Source organism: Testudinibacter sp. P17/SS/0325 (assembly GCF_053570765.1).
This window is the reverse complement of record NZ_CM131635.1, coordinates 2,596,076-2,611,221: the sequence shown is the minus strand read 5'-3', so window position 1 is coordinate 2,611,221 and position 15,146 is coordinate 2,596,076. Positions and strand designations below refer to the sequence as shown.

Sequence of the window (15,146 nt, the reverse complement as noted above, 5' to 3'; positions counted from 1 at the left end):
TACTTCAAAGGGAGAAATCATGGAAGTCTTGATTTTATTAGGACTTATTTTATTGAATGCTATTTTTGCCATGTCTGAAATTGCGTTGGTGACTGCCCGCAAAACACGTTTAAGCAAACTTGCCGAACAAGGCAATAATGCCGCAGCGACCGCACTTAAATTGGGTGAAGATCCGACGAGCTTTCTGTCCACTATTCAAATCGGAATTACCTCAATCGGTATTTTAAACGGTATCGTCGGTGAAGCCGTCTTTGCCGGTTCGCTATCGGCTTGGCTGCAATCTTTCGGTTTGGCGCTAAAAACAGCTAATATCACGGCAACCGCCGTTGTTGTTATTGTGATTACCTATCTCTCGATCGTGATCGGCGAGCTCGTGCCGAAACGTTTGGGGCAGATTAACCCCGAATCGATCGCTTGTCTGGTTGCGAAACCGATGCAGACACTGGCAGCTTTCACCCGACCTTTTGTTAAGTTGTTGTCGATCTCGACCCACGCATTATTAAAATTAATCGGCGTGAAGGAAAACCAAGTATCCAGCGTGACCGAAGAAGAGATTCACGCGATGTTAGAGGAGGGATCGGAAGCCGGCATTATCGAACAAAACCAGCATGAAATGGTGCGCAATGTTTTTCGGCTTGATGATCGTAAATTAGGCTCATTAATCATTCCGCGCTCGGAAGTGGTGTTTATTGATATTAAAAATGCGGCGGCAGATAATTTACAACTTTTAATTACTTCGGAATATTCCCGTTTTCCGGTCTGCGACGGCGGTTTGGATAAAATTTTAGGCGTTATTCACGCCAAGCAGGCGCTTATTTACATTGCCAGCGGGCAACCAATTGATTATTCGGCTAATTTGTCCCCTTGTATTTATGTGCCGGAAACCTTGACCGGCATGGAGCTGTTGGAGCAATTCAGACTGCAGAATATGCAGATGGCGTTCGTTATCGATGAATACGGGGAAGTGGAGGGCATTATTACCCTGCAAGATATTCTAGAAGCGGTGACCGGCGAATTTACCCCGAATAATGAAGCCGACGCTTGGGCGATTCAGCGTGAAGACGGCTCGTGGCTTTTAGACGGTACGATCCCGATTCCGGAAATGAAAGACCGCTTGGCGCTGAAAATATTACCGGAAGAGGATAAAGAATTATATTACACCCTCAGCGGCATGATTATGTTGCTGTTGGGGCGGATACCGAATACCGGCGATTATGTTGATTGGCAAGGCTGGCGCTTTGAAATTATTGATATGGATGAGAAACGGATCGATAAAATATTGGTCAGTCCGTTATCCTTAACCCAGGTATTGGCTTTTGATCCGCAAGATACGCCGTTGCCGAAAGAATAAAAAAACCGCACTTGGTTAGAGGAGTCCCAAGTGCGGTCAGCTTGCTAGTGCTGCTTTTTACGCCTTATTTTTTCTTCGCGTATTTCAGCGAGTCAATCGCTACCGCTAAGATAATAATGCTGCCTTTAATGATGTACTGCCAATATGGGTTGACACCGATGTAGGTTAAGCCGTAGTTGATGACGGTGAAGATTAATACCCCGGTTACCACCCCGATAACCGTGCCCACACCACCGGCGAAGGAAACCCCGCCGACCACACAGGCGGCAATCGCATCCAATTCGTACATAAAGCCGAGGTTGTTGGTGGCACTGCCGATACGACCGGCTTCCAACATCCCGCCGAAGGCGTAGAACATACCGGCGATCATGTAGATAACGACTAAGTTACGGGTCACGTTTACACCGGATACGCGCGCGGCTTCAGGGTTGCCGCCGATAGCGAAGATGTTTTTACCGAAGCGGGTTTTGTTCCACATAATCCAGACTAAGATAGTCGCAATGGTGGCGTAGATCGTAATGTATGACAGCCTAAACTTGCCGAATCGGAAATAGCCTTGTGCGAATTCGGAGAATGAAGCGGTGAAGCCGGCAATCGGCGAAGAACCGACCGCGTCATAATACAGCGAGTTGATACCATACACGATGATCATCGTACCCAAGGTGGCGATAAACGGCGTTACGTTTAATACTGCGATAATGAAACCGTTCATCAGGCCGATCACCGCACCGATGGCGCAGACGACTAAAATCACTAACGGAATTGGAATTTCAGCCATGTCCGGGAACACGCGGTTGACGTTATCCATCGCTTGCAGCAAGGTAGCGGAAACCACCGCAGCCAAACCGACCTGACGCCCGGCGGATAAGTCGGTGCCTTGTGTCACCAATAAACCGGCAACCCCAAGGGCGATAATCAATCGAACAGACGATTGGGTTAAGATGTTACTGAAGTTAATCAAACTCAAGAAGCTGGAGTCCTGAATGATGATGATCGACAATAAAATCAGTAATACGAAATAAATTGCATTTTGTTTGAGGAAATCAAGAGATTTGTTTTTTCCTAAGTCAGCCATGGTTTTATCCCTTCTCTTATTTTTTATAAATATTTAGCGGCAAGCTGTAAAATTTCTTGCTGCGATGTTTCTTTGGTGTTGACGATACCGGCGAGTTTGCCGTTGCTCATCACCATAATCCGATCGGTAATCCCTAACAGTTCCGGCATTTCGGAAGAAATAATGATAATGCCTTTGTCTTTTTGCGCCAGCTCCATAATCAATTGATAAATTTCATATTTAGCGCCGACATCAATCCCGCGTGTCGGTTCGTCCAACATCAGGATTTCCGGTTGGGTCAACAACCAACGTCCGATAATGACTTTTTGCTGATTTCCGCCGGAAAGCGAGCCGATATTGGTTTTATGCGATGGTGTTTTCACATTCATCGAATCGATAACCCATTGGGTGTCGCTTTTCATTTTAGTCGAACTCAGCAGTCCGAATTTGGACATATAGGATTTTATATTTGAAATCAGTGAATTAAATTCAATGCTTAAATTGGAATAAATCCCTGTGGAACGGCGTTCCTCGGTTACTAAAGCAAAACCGTTGTTGATTGCTTCAAGTGCGGTTTTATTGCGCATGACTTTGTCGTGTAGTTTGACCACACCGCTCTTTTTTTCGCGGATCCCGAAAATCGTTTCCACGATGTCGGTACGTTTTGCGCCCACCAGACCGGCAATGCCTAAAATTTCACCTTTATGTAGTTCAAAACTGATGTCTTGGATTGACGGCTGATTCAGTGCGGTCAGATTTTCAACGGTCAGAATCACTTCTTTCGGTTGGTTGATTTTCGGCGGGAAGCGTTGGGTCAGCTCACGTCCGACCATCATCGCGACGATACCGTCCATGGTTGCGCCTTTGACCGGAATGGTGTTAATCCATTTACCGTCGCGCAATACCGTGACTTCATCGCAAATTTTGAAAATCTCGTCCATTTTGTGCGAGATATAAATAATGCCGCAGCCACGTTCTTTCAGTTTTTCGATAATCGAAAACAGGTGGCTGACTTCTTTTTCGGAAAGCGAGGACGTCGGTTCGTCCATGATCACGATTTTGGCATTATAAGAGAAGGCTTTGGCGATTTCGATCATTTGCATTTGGGAAACGGAGAGTTTGCCCACTTTCATTTTCGGATCGATATCAATATCCAGTTCTTTAAAAATAGCTTGGGTGTCGTTATACATTTTTGTGTGATCGACCAACCCGGCTTTGGTCGGATAACGCCCCAACCAGAGATTGTCCATTACGCTGCTTTGTTTAACCAAGTTCAGCTCTTGGTGTACCATTGAAATTCCGTTTTCCAGCGCTTCTTTTGAGGTTTTAAAATTAACCGGCTTTCCAAGAAAAAGAATTTCGCCCTCGTCTTTGGCGTAAATACCAAATAGACATTTCAGTAATGTGGATTTTCCGGCTCCGTTCTCCCCCATCAGGGCGTGAACCGAATGTGATCGCACTGTCAAATTGGCATTGTCCAGCGCCTTTACGCCGGGAAAGGTTTTACTTACCCCTTTCATCTCCAACAGAACTTTACTTTCTGTTTGCACGGATTGCTCTACACTCATATCCAACCTCAAGCGAAAAAGGGGAGAGAGAATCTCTCCCCAAGATTACAACATATTATTTTAAGAAATTATCCAAATTGTCTTTGTCAACACCGACGTATGGAATACGGACGACACGGTTTTCCAATTTCCATTCGGTACCTTCGGCAGCATCTTTACCATTTGCCAAGTTGTCAGCCAATTGCACCACTGCTTTTGCCTGGTTTACGCCGTCGTTTAATACGGTACCGGCAATCGCACCGGATTTAACCAGTTGCAATACTTCCGCCAAGGCGTCAACCCCGAAAATCGGCAGTTTTTTACCGTGGGATTTGGTTGCTTCTAGGGCGCCCATTGCCATACCATCGTTGTTGGCGATGATCATTTCAATGGTGTTGGCATGCGGGCCGGATAACCATGCGTCAGATTTGTCTTTCGCCATTGCCGCGTCCCACATACCGGTGTCGATGTACAGTTGTTCGGTTTGAATGCCTTGATTGTTCAGTTCTTTGATAACAAACTCGGTACGCGCTTCGGCATCCGGATGTCCCGGTTCGCCTTTCAGCAACACATATTGGATTTTACCGTCTTTGTTTAAATCCCAAGCCGGATTGGCTTTCCACTGTTTGGCGATCAAGTCACCTTGGATCACGCCGGATTCTTTCGGCTCAGTGCCCACATAGTAGGCTTTATCGTAGCTGTTGATCGCCGCTTGGCCCGGATCTTTATTGAAGAATACCACCGGGATATCTTCTTCAGAGGCTTTTTTGATAATGGTCGGTGCCGCCGCCGGGTCAACCAAGTTGATAGCCAAGGCTTTTACGCCTTTGGAAATCAATACGTCCACCTGATCGTTTTGAATGGATTGGGCATTTTGTGAATCGTTCATCAATAACTCGATGTCTTTCAATGCTTCGGCTTCTTTTTCAATTTCCTGACGCATGGTGGACATAAAGTTATCGTCGTATTTGTAGATAGTTACACCGATACGATTGGCGGCTTGCGCAGACGTTGCTGCAATACCTAATCCGACAGCCAATGCAACAGAAGTCAATACGGTTTTTTTCATGGTAATTCTCTCCATCTTTGCTATATAAAGATAAATGCCATCGGTTTTGCTGCAACCGATACTTAGAGTATTATCTGCTTTGAGCGATAATGTCAGGGTATAGGATACTCAAGCTGTCTTTAAAAGTATGTGATCCTATTCACATTATGAAAACGATTACATAATTTAATTAAAAAATATGTGGCGTGGATCACAATTTCATTCCAAATTAAATGGACTTGACCGAGAAACGTTTCACCAGGGTCGGGTTGAAAGTGATATTTTCCGGTGACGCCACTTCTTTATTGACTAAACTGAGTGCCAGTTCCGCCGCATAACTTGCCATTAAATCAATTGGATACCTAATAGTGGTCAGTTTCGGCACTAAGTAACTGGCGATCGGCATATCGTCAAATCCGATAATCGAAAATTGGTGGGGCACTTTGATGTTGTTTTCATTCAAGATCGATATTGCGCCCGCCGCCATGGAATCATTGTAACAAACCAACGCCGTCAGATTGGAGTTGTAACTCAATAGTTTGATCATCGCTTCTTCGCCGCCTTGATAATCGGGAGAGGAATTGGCGATGGCATGATAACAGAGCGGGAGTTGGTTATCGGATAACGCTTTTAAATAACCGCACTTACGCTCGCTTTCGTCATTAATATGATGGTTGGAGCCGATATAACCGATGTGACGGTGTCCATGTTGAATCAAGGTGGTGGTCGCCAAGTAAGTGCCTTTTTCATTGTCCAAGGCAATGCAACGGTGTTCAAAACCGGGAATCGTACGGTTAATAATCACCATGCCCGGATGGTGGCTTAAGTAGTCTTGCAACATCTCGTCGCTCAGGGCTTTGGCGTGGACGACCAAAGAATTACAGCGTTTTTTTAACAATAGATCAATCGCTTGCTTCTCTTTTTCCAAATCATGATAACCGATACCGATCAAAATATTGCGCTTATGTTTAGCGGCGACTTGATCAACCGATTTCACCAAAATGGCAAAAAACGAATCGGTTACATCGGTCACTACCACACCGATGGTATCATTGCTTTGCGAGGCGAGAGCCTGCGCATTGGCATTGGGATAATAACCGAGTTGTTGCACCGCGCTTAATACCGCTTCACGGGTTCTTTCCGTGATGGAAGGGTGATCATTCAACACGCGCGAAACTGTCGCCACTGAAACATTGGCGTGTTTTGCCACATCACGAATCGTCACCATTTTTACTATCCTCACATCAGATTAATTGAAACCGTTTCCTATCATACGCCATTTTTTTATTTTCCGAGAGTAAACGGCAAAGTATTTAGGCGTTTTGTGATCTAATTAACGGTTTGTTTGCTGGATTATGCTATATTTAACGCCGATAATGTAACCGATTACATTTTATTTGAATATAAATAAATAGGTGAATTGAGATGAATAGTGTAAATTTTGATCCGACGGAACACCCGCATCGCCGCTATAACCCATTGAAAGATGAATGGATTTTGGTTTCCCCTCACCGCGCCAAACGTCCTTGGAGTGGGCAGAGTGAAAAATTGGAAACTCATCAGTTACCGCAATATGATGAAAACTGTTTCTTGTGCCCGACTAACAAGCGGATTTCCGGCGCAGTCAATCCGGACTACAAGCATACCTATGTTTTCCCGAATGATTTTGCCGCTTTAATGACCGATAGTCCCGACGCGCCGCCGAGTGACAACCCGCTGTTTCAAGTGATGGGCGTGCGCGGTTTGAGCCGTGTCATCTGTTTTTCACCGGATCACAGCAAAACCTTGCCGGAATTGAGTGTGCCGGAATTACGCCAAATTGTGGAAACCTGGAACGAGCAAATCGAAGAATTAGGCAAAGATTATCTTTGGGTGCAAGCCTTTGAAAATAAAGGTGAAGCGATGGGCTGCTCACAGCCGCACCCACACGGGCAAATTTGGGCGAACAGTTTTTTACCGAACGAAATCGCCACCAAAGAACGCAATTTATTGAAATATTACCAACAATACGGCAGCAATCTGCTGTTGGATTATGTCAATGCCGAGCAAAAAGACGGCAGCCGTACTGTGGTTGAAACGGAGTTTTGGCTTGCCGTCGTGCCGTATTGGGCGGCATGGCCGTTTGAAACCATGCTGTTGCCGAAAATGCCGGTAAAACGCATGAATGAACTTACGGACGCACAACGTGATGATCTTGCCTTGATAATTCAACAATTGACTATTCGCTACGATAATCTGTTTGAATGCCCGTTCCCGTATTCAATGGGCTGGCATTATGCACCGTTTTTCCAAGACGGACGCAATTTGGATCACTGGCAGTTGCACGCCGTGTTCTATCCGCCGTTATTACGCTCTGCCACCGTGCGAAAATTTATGGTCGGTTATGAAATGCTGGCGGAATCACAACGGGATTTGACGGCTGAGCAAGCCGCCGCACGGTTGGCGGCACTAAGCGATATTCATTACAAAGCAAAATAAGAAAGGAGATGAAGACATGCTTTTACCACAGCAACAAGCACAAAAAGAATTTATCGAGCAATTTGAGTATCAACCCGAACTGTTGGTTTATGCGCCGGGGCGGGTGAACATTATCGGCGAACACACCGATTATAACGACGGTTTCGTGATGCCTTGTGCGATTGATTACGGCACGGCAATCAGCGGTGCGAAACGCGAAGACAATATTTTCCGAGTGTATGCGGCGGATTTGCGACAATGGGACGAATTTGATTTAAGCCGACCGATTGAACCGCACTTGCAGGCGGACGGCGAGTATAAATGGACCGGTTATGTACGCGGAGTGGTGAAATATATACAAGAAAAATGTCCCGAGTTTAAGACCGGGGCGGATTTGGCGATCAGCGGCAATGTACCGCTTTCCTCCGGTTTAAGCTCCTCAGCCGCGTTGGAAGTGGCGACCGGAAAATTCTGTCAAGTATTGGGCGGATTGGCGTTAAGCCATGTTGATATTGCGCTGATCGGACAAAAAGCGGAAAACCGTTTCGTCGGTTGCCAGTGCGGCAATATGGATCAGTTGATTTCGGCGTTAGGACAAAAAGATCATCTGTTAAAAATCGACTGCCGCAGTTTGGAAACCGAAGCGGTGCCGGTGCCGCAAGGTGTGGCGGTGATGATCGTCAATTCCAATGTGAAACATGATCTGGTGGCGGGCGAATACAACAGCCGCCGCCAGCAATGCGAACAAGCGGCGGCATTCTTCGGCGTGAAAGCGTTGCGCGATGTTTCGATTGCGCAGTTTAAGGCGTTGGAAGAGGAATTGACCGCACTTGACCCGATTGTCGCCAAGCGTGCGCGGCATATTGTTACCGAAAACCAACGGGTGTTGGATGCGGCGGCAGCGTTGAAAAACGGCGATTTACAGCAACTGGGCGTATTGATGGGACAATCGCATGATTCAATGCGCGATGATTTCGAAATCACCGTGCCGGAAGTGGATTACTTGGTGGAATTGGCGCAGCAAGTGATTGGTAACAGCGGCGGCGCACGTATGACCGGTGGCGGCTTCGGCGGCTGTATCGTCGCGTTGGCGCCGGAAGATAAAATCGACGCGGTGCGCCGCCAGATTGCCGGGCATTATCATAAACGCACCGGCTTGAAAGAAACCTTCTATGTTTGCCATGCCTCGGCCGGAGTCAGTGTTTTATGATCAATATTTACAATGCAGAATTAGCCCCGGACGGCAAACCGTTTCAGGTGGTGGCGTTGGCGAATAGGCGGGGAATGCGGGTTCGCTTTACCGACTGGGGGGCAACGTGGCTCTCCTGTCAAATTCCGATTGGCGGAAGCTTGCGTGATGTCGTCTTGGGGTGTGAAAACTTACAACAGCACAGTGCACAAGGGGCTTATTTGGGCGCAACGGTCGGGCGTTTCGCCAACCGTATTGCCAATGCCGCTTTTCACTTAAACGGTAAAGATTATCCGCTGGCTGCTAACCAGCAAGGCAAGCACCAATTGCACGGCGGTTCACAGGCATTCGATAAACGCCGTTGGCAGATTTTAAGTCATGATGATAACCAAATTGAGTTCGGGCTACATTCGGCTGATGGCGATCAGGGTTTTCCCGGCACAGTGCAGGTCAAAGTGCGCTATCAATTGCGTGACGATAATGCGTTGTTGGTTATTTTTAACGCCGAAACGGATCAAGACACGCCGCTAAATCTCACCAACCACGCTTATTTCAACCTCGACGGCGAAAGTGCGGATCAAACCGCACTGCAACATCAGTTAAGAATCAACGCCGATTATTATCTACCGGTGGATAGCGAAGGTATCCCGAAAGCACCGCTAAAATCGGTGGCAAACAGCGGTTTTGATTTCCGTAGCGCCAAAACAGTTGTGCAAGATTTCTTAAACGACAGCGATCAACAGCTGGTTGCCGGCTATGATCACGCGTTTTTACTCAAACAACCGGGGTTAAATGCCGAGGCGCAAGTGGAACTGCGTTCAAGCAACGGTGATTTATGCTTGAAAGTCTTCACTGATCAGCCGGCGATCCAAGTGTACAGTGGCAACTTCCTCGCCAATACGCCAAACCGCCTCGGCTCAACTTACGCCAACCACGCCGGCATTGCCCTTGAAACCCAAGCCCTGCCCGACACCCCGAATCACCCCGAATGGTTTAAATACGGCGGAATCAGTAAAGCCAACGAGCCTTATCACAAAACCACCGTGTTTTTATTTGAGACGAACTAACGTTTATTCGAGGCGAATTAACCACAACCGCACTTTGCAATTAACATGTAAAGTGCGGTTTTTTATATACATTAGGCTGTATTTTAAAGTAGTACAGGTAAAAATATGAGCTGGTTCAAATTATTGAAATTACAAATCTGTAAAAAGATAATTTATATCGTATTTTAAGTATGATGTGCTCATTATCTTATTAGAAAAGGAGTTGAAATGGATACGAATTTATTAAATGCCTCTGCCCGGGTAGCATTGGTTGCACTTCTGCACGATTTAGGTAAATTTGCACAACGGGCAAAGATTGAGATACCAAAAGATTATCTCGCTGCTCATTTTAATTTCAATAAGGAAGGGCAGTATCATTCTCATCAGCACGCAGCTTATACTGGGTGGGCGATAGATTTACTTGAGCGTCGTCTTCCTGATTTAATTCAAGACGATGTATTTCCTTTTGCAAATCGCAGTGATAAGAATAATGATATTACAGACTCAATGATTAATGCCGCAGCGGCACACCATAAACCAGATACCTTTTTGCAATGGGTGGTGGCGACGGCAGATCGCGTGGCTTCGGGTTTTGAAAGAGAAACGTTTGAACAATATAATCAGGCAAAAGAAAATGGTGAAAGTCGTCGTGAACAAAAAAATCATTATCAAGCGCGTTTATTCAGTTTGTTAGAGCAAATATCATTCACTTCGGAGAAAAAGGATAAAAACGACTATTGCTATCCGTTAAAACCACTTTCTGCCAAGACGATTTTTCCAGTAATGCGGCAAGGATATGAGCCCTCTGAAAATAGTGTAGCGCAAAAAGAGTACCATGCTTTATGGAATGCCTTTTTACAAGGATTAGAACAGATTCCGCATTCACACCGTCAGTCTTGGTCTTTGTGGCTCGATCATTTTGATAGTCTTTGGCAAAGTTATACTAGCGCGATTCCGTCAGCGACCGCATTTGGTGTTAAACCCGAAGTGTCATTATACGACCATTCTAAAACTACAGCGGCAATGGCGACCGCACTTTGGCGTTGGCACCATGAAAACGGACAAATCGATGGGGAAGCCGCAAAATCACTGAAAAATCGAGAAATTAGCTGGGGGCAAGATAAGTTCTTATTAATCCAAGGTGATTTTTTTGGTATTCAGGATTTTATTTTTGCTTCGGGTAGTGAAACTAATAAACAAGCGGCAAAGTTACTGCGTGGACGCTCATTTCAAGTTTCGCTATTTTCTGAGTTAGCTGCTCTTAAAGTACTACAGGCTTGCGAATTGCCAAGTACAAGTCAAATCACCAATGCGGCAGGTAAGTTTTTAATTGTTGCACCGAATACGGAAAAAATACGAAGTGCGGTGAAACATCAACCCCAATGCGAATTCAACGCAACGGACATCCATTATCTGCGGATGAACTGCATATTGAACGCTTAATAATTGGCTTGGCAAAGCGGTTGGTATTGCTCACCGAATTTCATACTACAGAGACATTGCAACTGGATTTTAATGGGTTGAAACAGCACATTGACAACATATCGGATCATAAACGGCTGCGTTGGCGAGATTGGACAAGATTTTCGTCAAGACAACAGCAAACCATGCAATTAGGTGGTTTAGTGGGGGAATGGCAATTGAATCGGGTTTCATCGCGGGTTGCTCAATTACTTTATTTAGGACAATGGCTACACGTGGGAAAAAATGCGTCTTTTGGTTTAGGAAAATACCAAATTACAAATTTGTAATTTTGCCGACTAAGCAAAAATTACCTTATGCTAGGCTTTCTATTAATAACATAAGGTAATTAACATTTAAAATATGGCAACATGGTTTATTTCCCGTCATCAAGGGACAGTGGAGTGGATGAAACAACAGCCGATTATGGTGGATCATTGGGTTAGCCATTTAGAGGTTGGGCAGATCCAAGCAGGGGATATTGTGATGGGCACATTACCGCTCCATTTAGCTGCACAAGTGTGTCAAAAAGGGGCTAAAGTTTATTTTTTGTCGCTAAACGTGCAAGAACATCAGCGTGGGAAAGAATTAACGAGAGAACAACTTAATCAGCAATCTTGCCGATTAATGCCTTTTTATGTGAAAGCATTAGAACAGTAAAAATTAATTCAGGAGAAAATGATGGCCGCAAAATATGATATTCACTTTTGTTTAATTTCAGTACAAGCAGCCGCCAATTTACTACCGATCTTAGATCCGCAATTTAAACCGAAAAAAGCGGTTTTTTTGGTTTCCAACAAGATGAAAGAACAAGCCAAATTTCTTAAAAACACCGTTGAAAAATTAGGTGTGAATGTTGTTTTAGAAAATCTTGCCGATATATTTGAATTTGCAGAGCTTGAAGATCGTATTGCAGATATTGTTTCGCAATATGAAAGTGAGGATATTGCGCTGAATGTAACGGGTGGCACAAAACTGATGGCAATAGCTGCTCAAAATGTATTTTCAATGGCAGATAAACCGATTTTTTATATGGACACCGATAAAAATCGCATTGTTTTTGTATCCCAATCAGCAGAGAAAAAACGAATGGCTGATATTCATCTCTCAACTAAAATCACCATGGAAAACTATTTGATGGCATATGGGCATTCGGTGGTGTCTGAGCAAAAATTAGCAGTGAATGAATCTGAATTAGATTTGGTTAAGGAATTTATTCACTATTATGATCGCTATCGAAATCTCATTCCTCAATTAAATGGTATTGCAAGCCGTTCTGAAAATTCAGGCTACAAAACCGCACTTGAGCATAAAGAACTTAAACAAAATGGCTTAACCGACTTCTTATTTGAACTGCATGATGAAGAGATAATTGCATTTGATGGGGAGCGTGTCAATTTCAAAAATAAAGCAACCAAGGAAAAACTCAATGGCGGTTGGTTAGAAGAAGTGGTATTTAGTGAGCTTAAAAATATCAATAAAGTACAAGATATTTCACTGAATTTGGAAGTGGGAAATACCAATTACAACCCGAATAAATCAACGTGGGATGAAAAAAATAAAGGCAATAAAAATGAGTTTGATGTGGTGTTCATTGCCAATAATAAATTACATATTGTAGAGTGCAAAACCGCTATAATGCAGAGTAAAAAATCAGCGGATAAACCTGAAAGCATTCTCTATAAACTGGAAGCACTCAAAGATTATGGCGGTTTGATGACGAAAAAATGTTTAGTCAGTTATTTCGAACTGAATGAAGCCGATCGAAATCGTGCAAAAGAACTTAAAATCGAAGTGATTCATGGAAAAGAATTGCAACAGTTGAAAAGTAAAATTCAAAATTGGATAGGAAAATAATGAGCCAGATTAAGAAAAATATACTGCTTTCAGTCACTGGAATGTCCCCGGCGGTGATCACGGAAACACTTTATGCGTTAGTTACGGAGAAAAAATTTATCCCAACAGAATTGCATGTGATTACTACCTTGCCGGGCAAAGAGGAGATTATGGATGCGTTGCTTGGGATTGAAGGCGGGCGTAAAAAGGCGGAAGGTGCATTGGCTGAGTTTTGTGCAGATTACCATTTGCCAGCCATCCATTTTGATGAAAGCTGTATTCATGTTATTCAAAATAGTGAAAATATGGATTTAACTGATATTCGCACGCCTGAAGAAAATAAATTAGCTGCGGATCAAATTGTTGGTTTGGTGAGTGAATTTTGTCAGCGACAAGATACCGCACTTCATGCTTCGATCGCAGGCGGGCGCAAAACGATGGGCTTTTTCTTAGGCTATGCGTTGTCATTGTATGGGCGTGAACAGGATTCGCTTTCCCATGTTTTGGTGGAAGAGCGTTATGAAAATTTGCCAACATTTTTCTATCCAAAACCGAATACACATATGATCAATGATCTCGAGGGGATAGAAATTGATGTGTCACAGGCAAAAGTGATGTTAGCCGAAATTCCTTGGGTGCGGCTTGGTTTAGGCGTGCCTGACGGCTTATTGCGAAGCCATTTATCTTATAGTCAATCGGTTGAGAAAGCACAAAATGCCTTGCAAACGCCAACAATCACCTTTTTAACGCCAATTGATGATCGAAAAGTGCGCTTTGGTTGTGAAATATTACGTCTATCACCGCGTGGCTATGCTTTATTACTTTCATTATGTTTATTTAAAAAACGGGGTTTATCCTATCAATATGAAAGCCCTGATGAAAATAAGATACAGAAAGTTATTGATCTTTATATGGTTATTCTAAAATCTGTGGGCAATGAAAGTACTCGTCTAGGCGAGGATTTTAAAAGTTTACTTTCTGAATCAAAAACGGATATCACTAAAAAATATAAAGCGGCAATTGGGCTAAATAATAATTCTAAAAATGTACCTTATATACCATCGTCTAAATCCCGGTGTTATACACTGGGGGTTGAAGCAGAACATATTGATTTAACTGCGATTGAAGCAGAGATTAAAGCCTGCCGGTTCCCTATCCCCGTGGCTCAAGATTAGCCTATCTTATAGATTGGATGTTTTAAGGAAGATAGGTAATATTTTCCTTTTTTATTTTTCCATTCTTGGATTTTTATTATCATCTATTACAGATTTGTAATACCCTCAATTTAGGCTCACACTCACTATAATTTCTATTACTGAATATCAAGAATTGGTAAGGAGAATATAATGAGAAGTGAGTTTTATACCAATAAAAATACGGAAAATTCAACACTGCCTTATATTTTCAAACCTTATACGGATAGTGAAATTAAAGCTATTGCTTTGGGCTATACTGAAATTCAGGATGAGAGAGCTTTTAATGGTCGCTATTTTATAAAAGATGGGAAAAAATGGATTCATAATATTGAAGCATTACGGAGAAAATTAAATAAAGACTATGTTCGTTATATTGATGACGATGAATTATCTGTATCAGCACCGGAAGGATTTGGTTATGGCGTAGAAGCCTATTATTTGTATAACAGCCATTCAGATAATTGGTTGAGCAAGAATAAACAGTGGAATAAATTGTTAAATACTTGCAATGTTAGCAGGCGATTCAATTAGAAGTATTACTGCAAGCATTTTAAATTAGTATTAATTTCATCATATTTCCAAGCAAGAGCTTAATTTAGATGAATGTTTTTTAAAATTAGTAGGAATGAAACCTTGTGGTTGCATTTCTTGTTAAACGAACGAAGGAATATTGATGGATAGCACGCGTTCTTTTTATTTAATCGCTTATGATATTACAGAAAGCAAACGGCTGCGTTGTGTGCATAAGAAAATTGAAAGCTATGCGGTAAGTGGGCAAAAATCATTTTATGACTGCTGGTTGACAAAACATGAATTATTGAAGCTCAAGTCAGATCTACTAGATTCTATTGATACAGAACAGGATCGACTTTATATTTTTCAACTATATGACAATTGTGAAAGACAATTTTTTGGCAAAGCAAAACAGCAATCAACAGAGCCTTTTTTATGGGTTTAAGGA

At 43.3% G+C, this 15,146-nt stretch carries 15 protein-coding genes; 11 read left to right on the top strand and 4 right to left on the bottom strand.

Annotated elements, in window-relative coordinates:
• The first annotated feature begins 19 nt into the window (after window positions 1-19).
• Complete coding sequence (locus ACWA50_RS12425) at window positions 20-1,351, top strand: hemolysin family protein (RefSeq protein WP_431052993.1); 1,332 nt, start codon at window positions 20-22, stop codon at window positions 1,349-1,351.
• Between the two features lie 64 nt (window positions 1,352-1,415).
• Here ACWA50_RS12425 and mglC read toward each other — a convergent pair whose 3' ends face one another.
• From mglC to ACWA50_RS12405, 4 genes are all read right to left on the bottom strand, one after another.
• Complete coding sequence (gene mglC, locus ACWA50_RS12420) at window positions 1,416-2,426, bottom strand: galactose/methyl galactoside ABC transporter permease MglC (protein WP_431052991.1); 1,011 nt, start codon at window positions 2,424-2,426, stop codon at window positions 1,416-1,418.
• Between the two features lie 23 nt (window positions 2,427-2,449).
• A complete protein-coding gene (gene mglA, locus ACWA50_RS12415) occupies window positions 2,450-3,973 on the bottom strand; it encodes a galactose/methyl galactoside ABC transporter ATP-binding protein MglA (RefSeq protein WP_431052989.1) in 1,524 nt (507 codons plus the stop codon).
• A gap of 55 nt (window positions 3,974-4,028) precedes the next feature.
• The gene (gene mglB, locus ACWA50_RS12410; protein ID WP_431052987.1) at window positions 4,029-5,021 is read right to left on the bottom strand and encodes a galactose/glucose ABC transporter substrate-binding protein MglB; all 993 of its coding nucleotides are present in this window, start codon (window positions 5,019-5,021) and stop codon (window positions 4,029-4,031) included.
• Window positions 5,022-5,229: 208 nt separating this feature from the next.
• The gene (locus tag ACWA50_RS12405; RefSeq protein WP_431052985.1) at window positions 5,230-6,228 is read right to left on the bottom strand and encodes a substrate-binding domain-containing protein; all 999 of its coding nucleotides are present in this window, start codon (window positions 6,226-6,228) and stop codon (window positions 5,230-5,232) included.
• Between the two features lie 197 nt (window positions 6,229-6,425).
• On the opposite strand from ACWA50_RS12405, the gene ACWA50_RS12400 reads away from it, so the two are divergent.
• From ACWA50_RS12400 to cas2, 10 genes are all read left to right on the top strand, one after another.
• Window positions 6,426-7,478, top strand: a complete 1,053-nt coding sequence (locus ACWA50_RS12400) for a UDP-glucose--hexose-1-phosphate uridylyltransferase (RefSeq protein ID WP_431052983.1) — start codon at window positions 6,426-6,428, stop codon at window positions 7,476-7,478.
• A gap of 16 nt (window positions 7,479-7,494) precedes the next feature.
• A complete protein-coding gene (gene galK / locus ACWA50_RS12395) occupies window positions 7,495-8,667 on the top strand; it encodes a galactokinase (protein WP_431052981.1) in 1,173 nt (390 codons plus the stop codon).
• Entirely contained in the window at window positions 8,664-9,713 is a 1,050-nt protein-coding gene (gene galM, locus ACWA50_RS12390) for a galactose-1-epimerase (protein WP_431052979.1), read from the top strand. Before galK ends, galM begins: the two co-directional genes overlap by 4 nt.
• A gap of 207 nt (window positions 9,714-9,920) precedes the next feature.
• Window positions 9,921-11,135: a type III-A CRISPR-associated protein Cas10/Csm1 gene (cas10, locus tag ACWA50_RS12385; protein ID WP_431052977.1), complete on the top strand. Its 1,215-nt coding sequence runs from the start codon at window positions 9,921-9,923 to the stop codon at window positions 11,133-11,135.
• Window positions 11,075-11,443, top strand: a complete 369-nt coding sequence (gene cas6, locus ACWA50_RS12380; RefSeq protein ID WP_431052975.1) for a CRISPR system precrRNA processing endoribonuclease RAMP protein Cas6 — start codon at window positions 11,075-11,077, stop codon at window positions 11,441-11,443. The genes cas10 and cas6 overlap by 61 nt, the downstream gene beginning before the upstream one ends.
• Before the next feature lie 73 nt (window positions 11,444-11,516).
• Window positions 11,517-11,813, top strand: coding sequence for a CRISPR-associated protein Csx16 (gene csx16 / locus ACWA50_RS12375; protein ID WP_431052973.1), 297 nt, complete (start codon window positions 11,517-11,519; stop codon window positions 11,811-11,813).
• Between the two features lie 18 nt (window positions 11,814-11,831).
• Complete coding sequence (locus ACWA50_RS12370) at window positions 11,832-13,010, top strand: Card1-like endonuclease domain-containing protein (RefSeq protein WP_431052971.1); 1,179 nt, start codon at window positions 11,832-11,834, stop codon at window positions 13,008-13,010.
• Window positions 13,010-14,164 carry a CRISPR-associated ring nuclease Csm6 gene (gene csm6, locus ACWA50_RS12365; protein ID WP_431052969.1) on the top strand — a complete coding sequence of 385 codons (1,155 nt, stop codon included), beginning with the start codon at window positions 13,010-13,012 and terminating at the stop codon, window positions 14,162-14,164. Before ACWA50_RS12370 ends, csm6 begins: the two co-directional genes overlap by 1 nt.
• A 171-nt stretch (window positions 14,165-14,335) precedes the next feature.
• Window positions 14,336-14,716, top strand: coding sequence for a hypothetical protein (locus ACWA50_RS12360; protein WP_431052967.1), 381 nt, complete (start codon window positions 14,336-14,338; stop codon window positions 14,714-14,716).
• A gap of 142 nt (window positions 14,717-14,858) precedes the next feature.
• Complete coding sequence (gene cas2 / locus ACWA50_RS12355) at window positions 14,859-15,143, top strand: CRISPR-associated endonuclease Cas2 (RefSeq protein ID WP_431052965.1); 285 nt, start codon at window positions 14,859-14,861, stop codon at window positions 15,141-15,143.
• Window positions 15,144-15,146 lie beyond the last annotated feature (3 nt).

Bases quoted from the DNA above. Each gene is read 5' to 3' on its own strand.
- ACWA50_RS12425 (WP_431052993.1), top strand. From the start codon at position 20: ATGGAAGTCTTGATTTTATTAGGACTTATTTTATTGAATGCTATTTTT.
- mglC (WP_431052991.1), bottom strand. From the start codon at position 2,426: ATGGCTGACTTAGGAAAAAACAAATCTCTTGATTTCCTCAAACAAAAT.
- mglA (WP_431052989.1), bottom strand. From the start codon at position 3,973: ATGAGTGTAGAGCAATCCGTGCAAACAGAAAGTAAAGTTCTGTTGGAG.
- mglB (WP_431052987.1), bottom strand. From the start codon at position 5,021: ATGAAAAAAACCGTATTGACTTCTGTTGCATTGGCTGTCGGATTAGGT.
- ACWA50_RS12405 (WP_431052985.1), bottom strand. From the start codon at position 6,228: ATGGTGACGATTCGTGATGTGGCAAAACACGCCAATGTTTCAGTGGCG.
- ACWA50_RS12400 (WP_431052983.1), top strand. From the start codon at position 6,426: ATGAATAGTGTAAATTTTGATCCGACGGAACACCCGCATCGCCGCTAT.
- galK (WP_431052981.1), top strand. From the start codon at position 7,495: ATGCTTTTACCACAGCAACAAGCACAAAAAGAATTTATCGAGCAATTT.
- galM (WP_431052979.1), top strand. From the start codon at position 8,664: ATGATCAATATTTACAATGCAGAATTAGCCCCGGACGGCAAACCGTTT.
- cas10 (WP_431052977.1), top strand. From the start codon at position 9,921: ATGGATACGAATTTATTAAATGCCTCTGCCCGGGTAGCATTGGTTGCA.
- cas6 (WP_431052975.1), top strand. From the start codon at position 11,075: ATGCGAATTCAACGCAACGGACATCCATTATCTGCGGATGAACTGCAT.
- csx16 (WP_431052973.1), top strand. From the start codon at position 11,517: ATGGCAACATGGTTTATTTCCCGTCATCAAGGGACAGTGGAGTGGATG.
- ACWA50_RS12370 (WP_431052971.1), top strand. From the start codon at position 11,832: ATGATGGCCGCAAAATATGATATTCACTTTTGTTTAATTTCAGTACAA.
- csm6 (WP_431052969.1), top strand. From the start codon at position 13,010: ATGAGCCAGATTAAGAAAAATATACTGCTTTCAGTCACTGGAATGTCC.
- ACWA50_RS12360 (WP_431052967.1), top strand. From the start codon at position 14,336: ATGAGAAGTGAGTTTTATACCAATAAAAATACGGAAAATTCAACACTG.
- cas2 (WP_431052965.1), top strand. From the start codon at position 14,859: ATGGATAGCACGCGTTCTTTTTATTTAATCGCTTATGATATTACAGAA.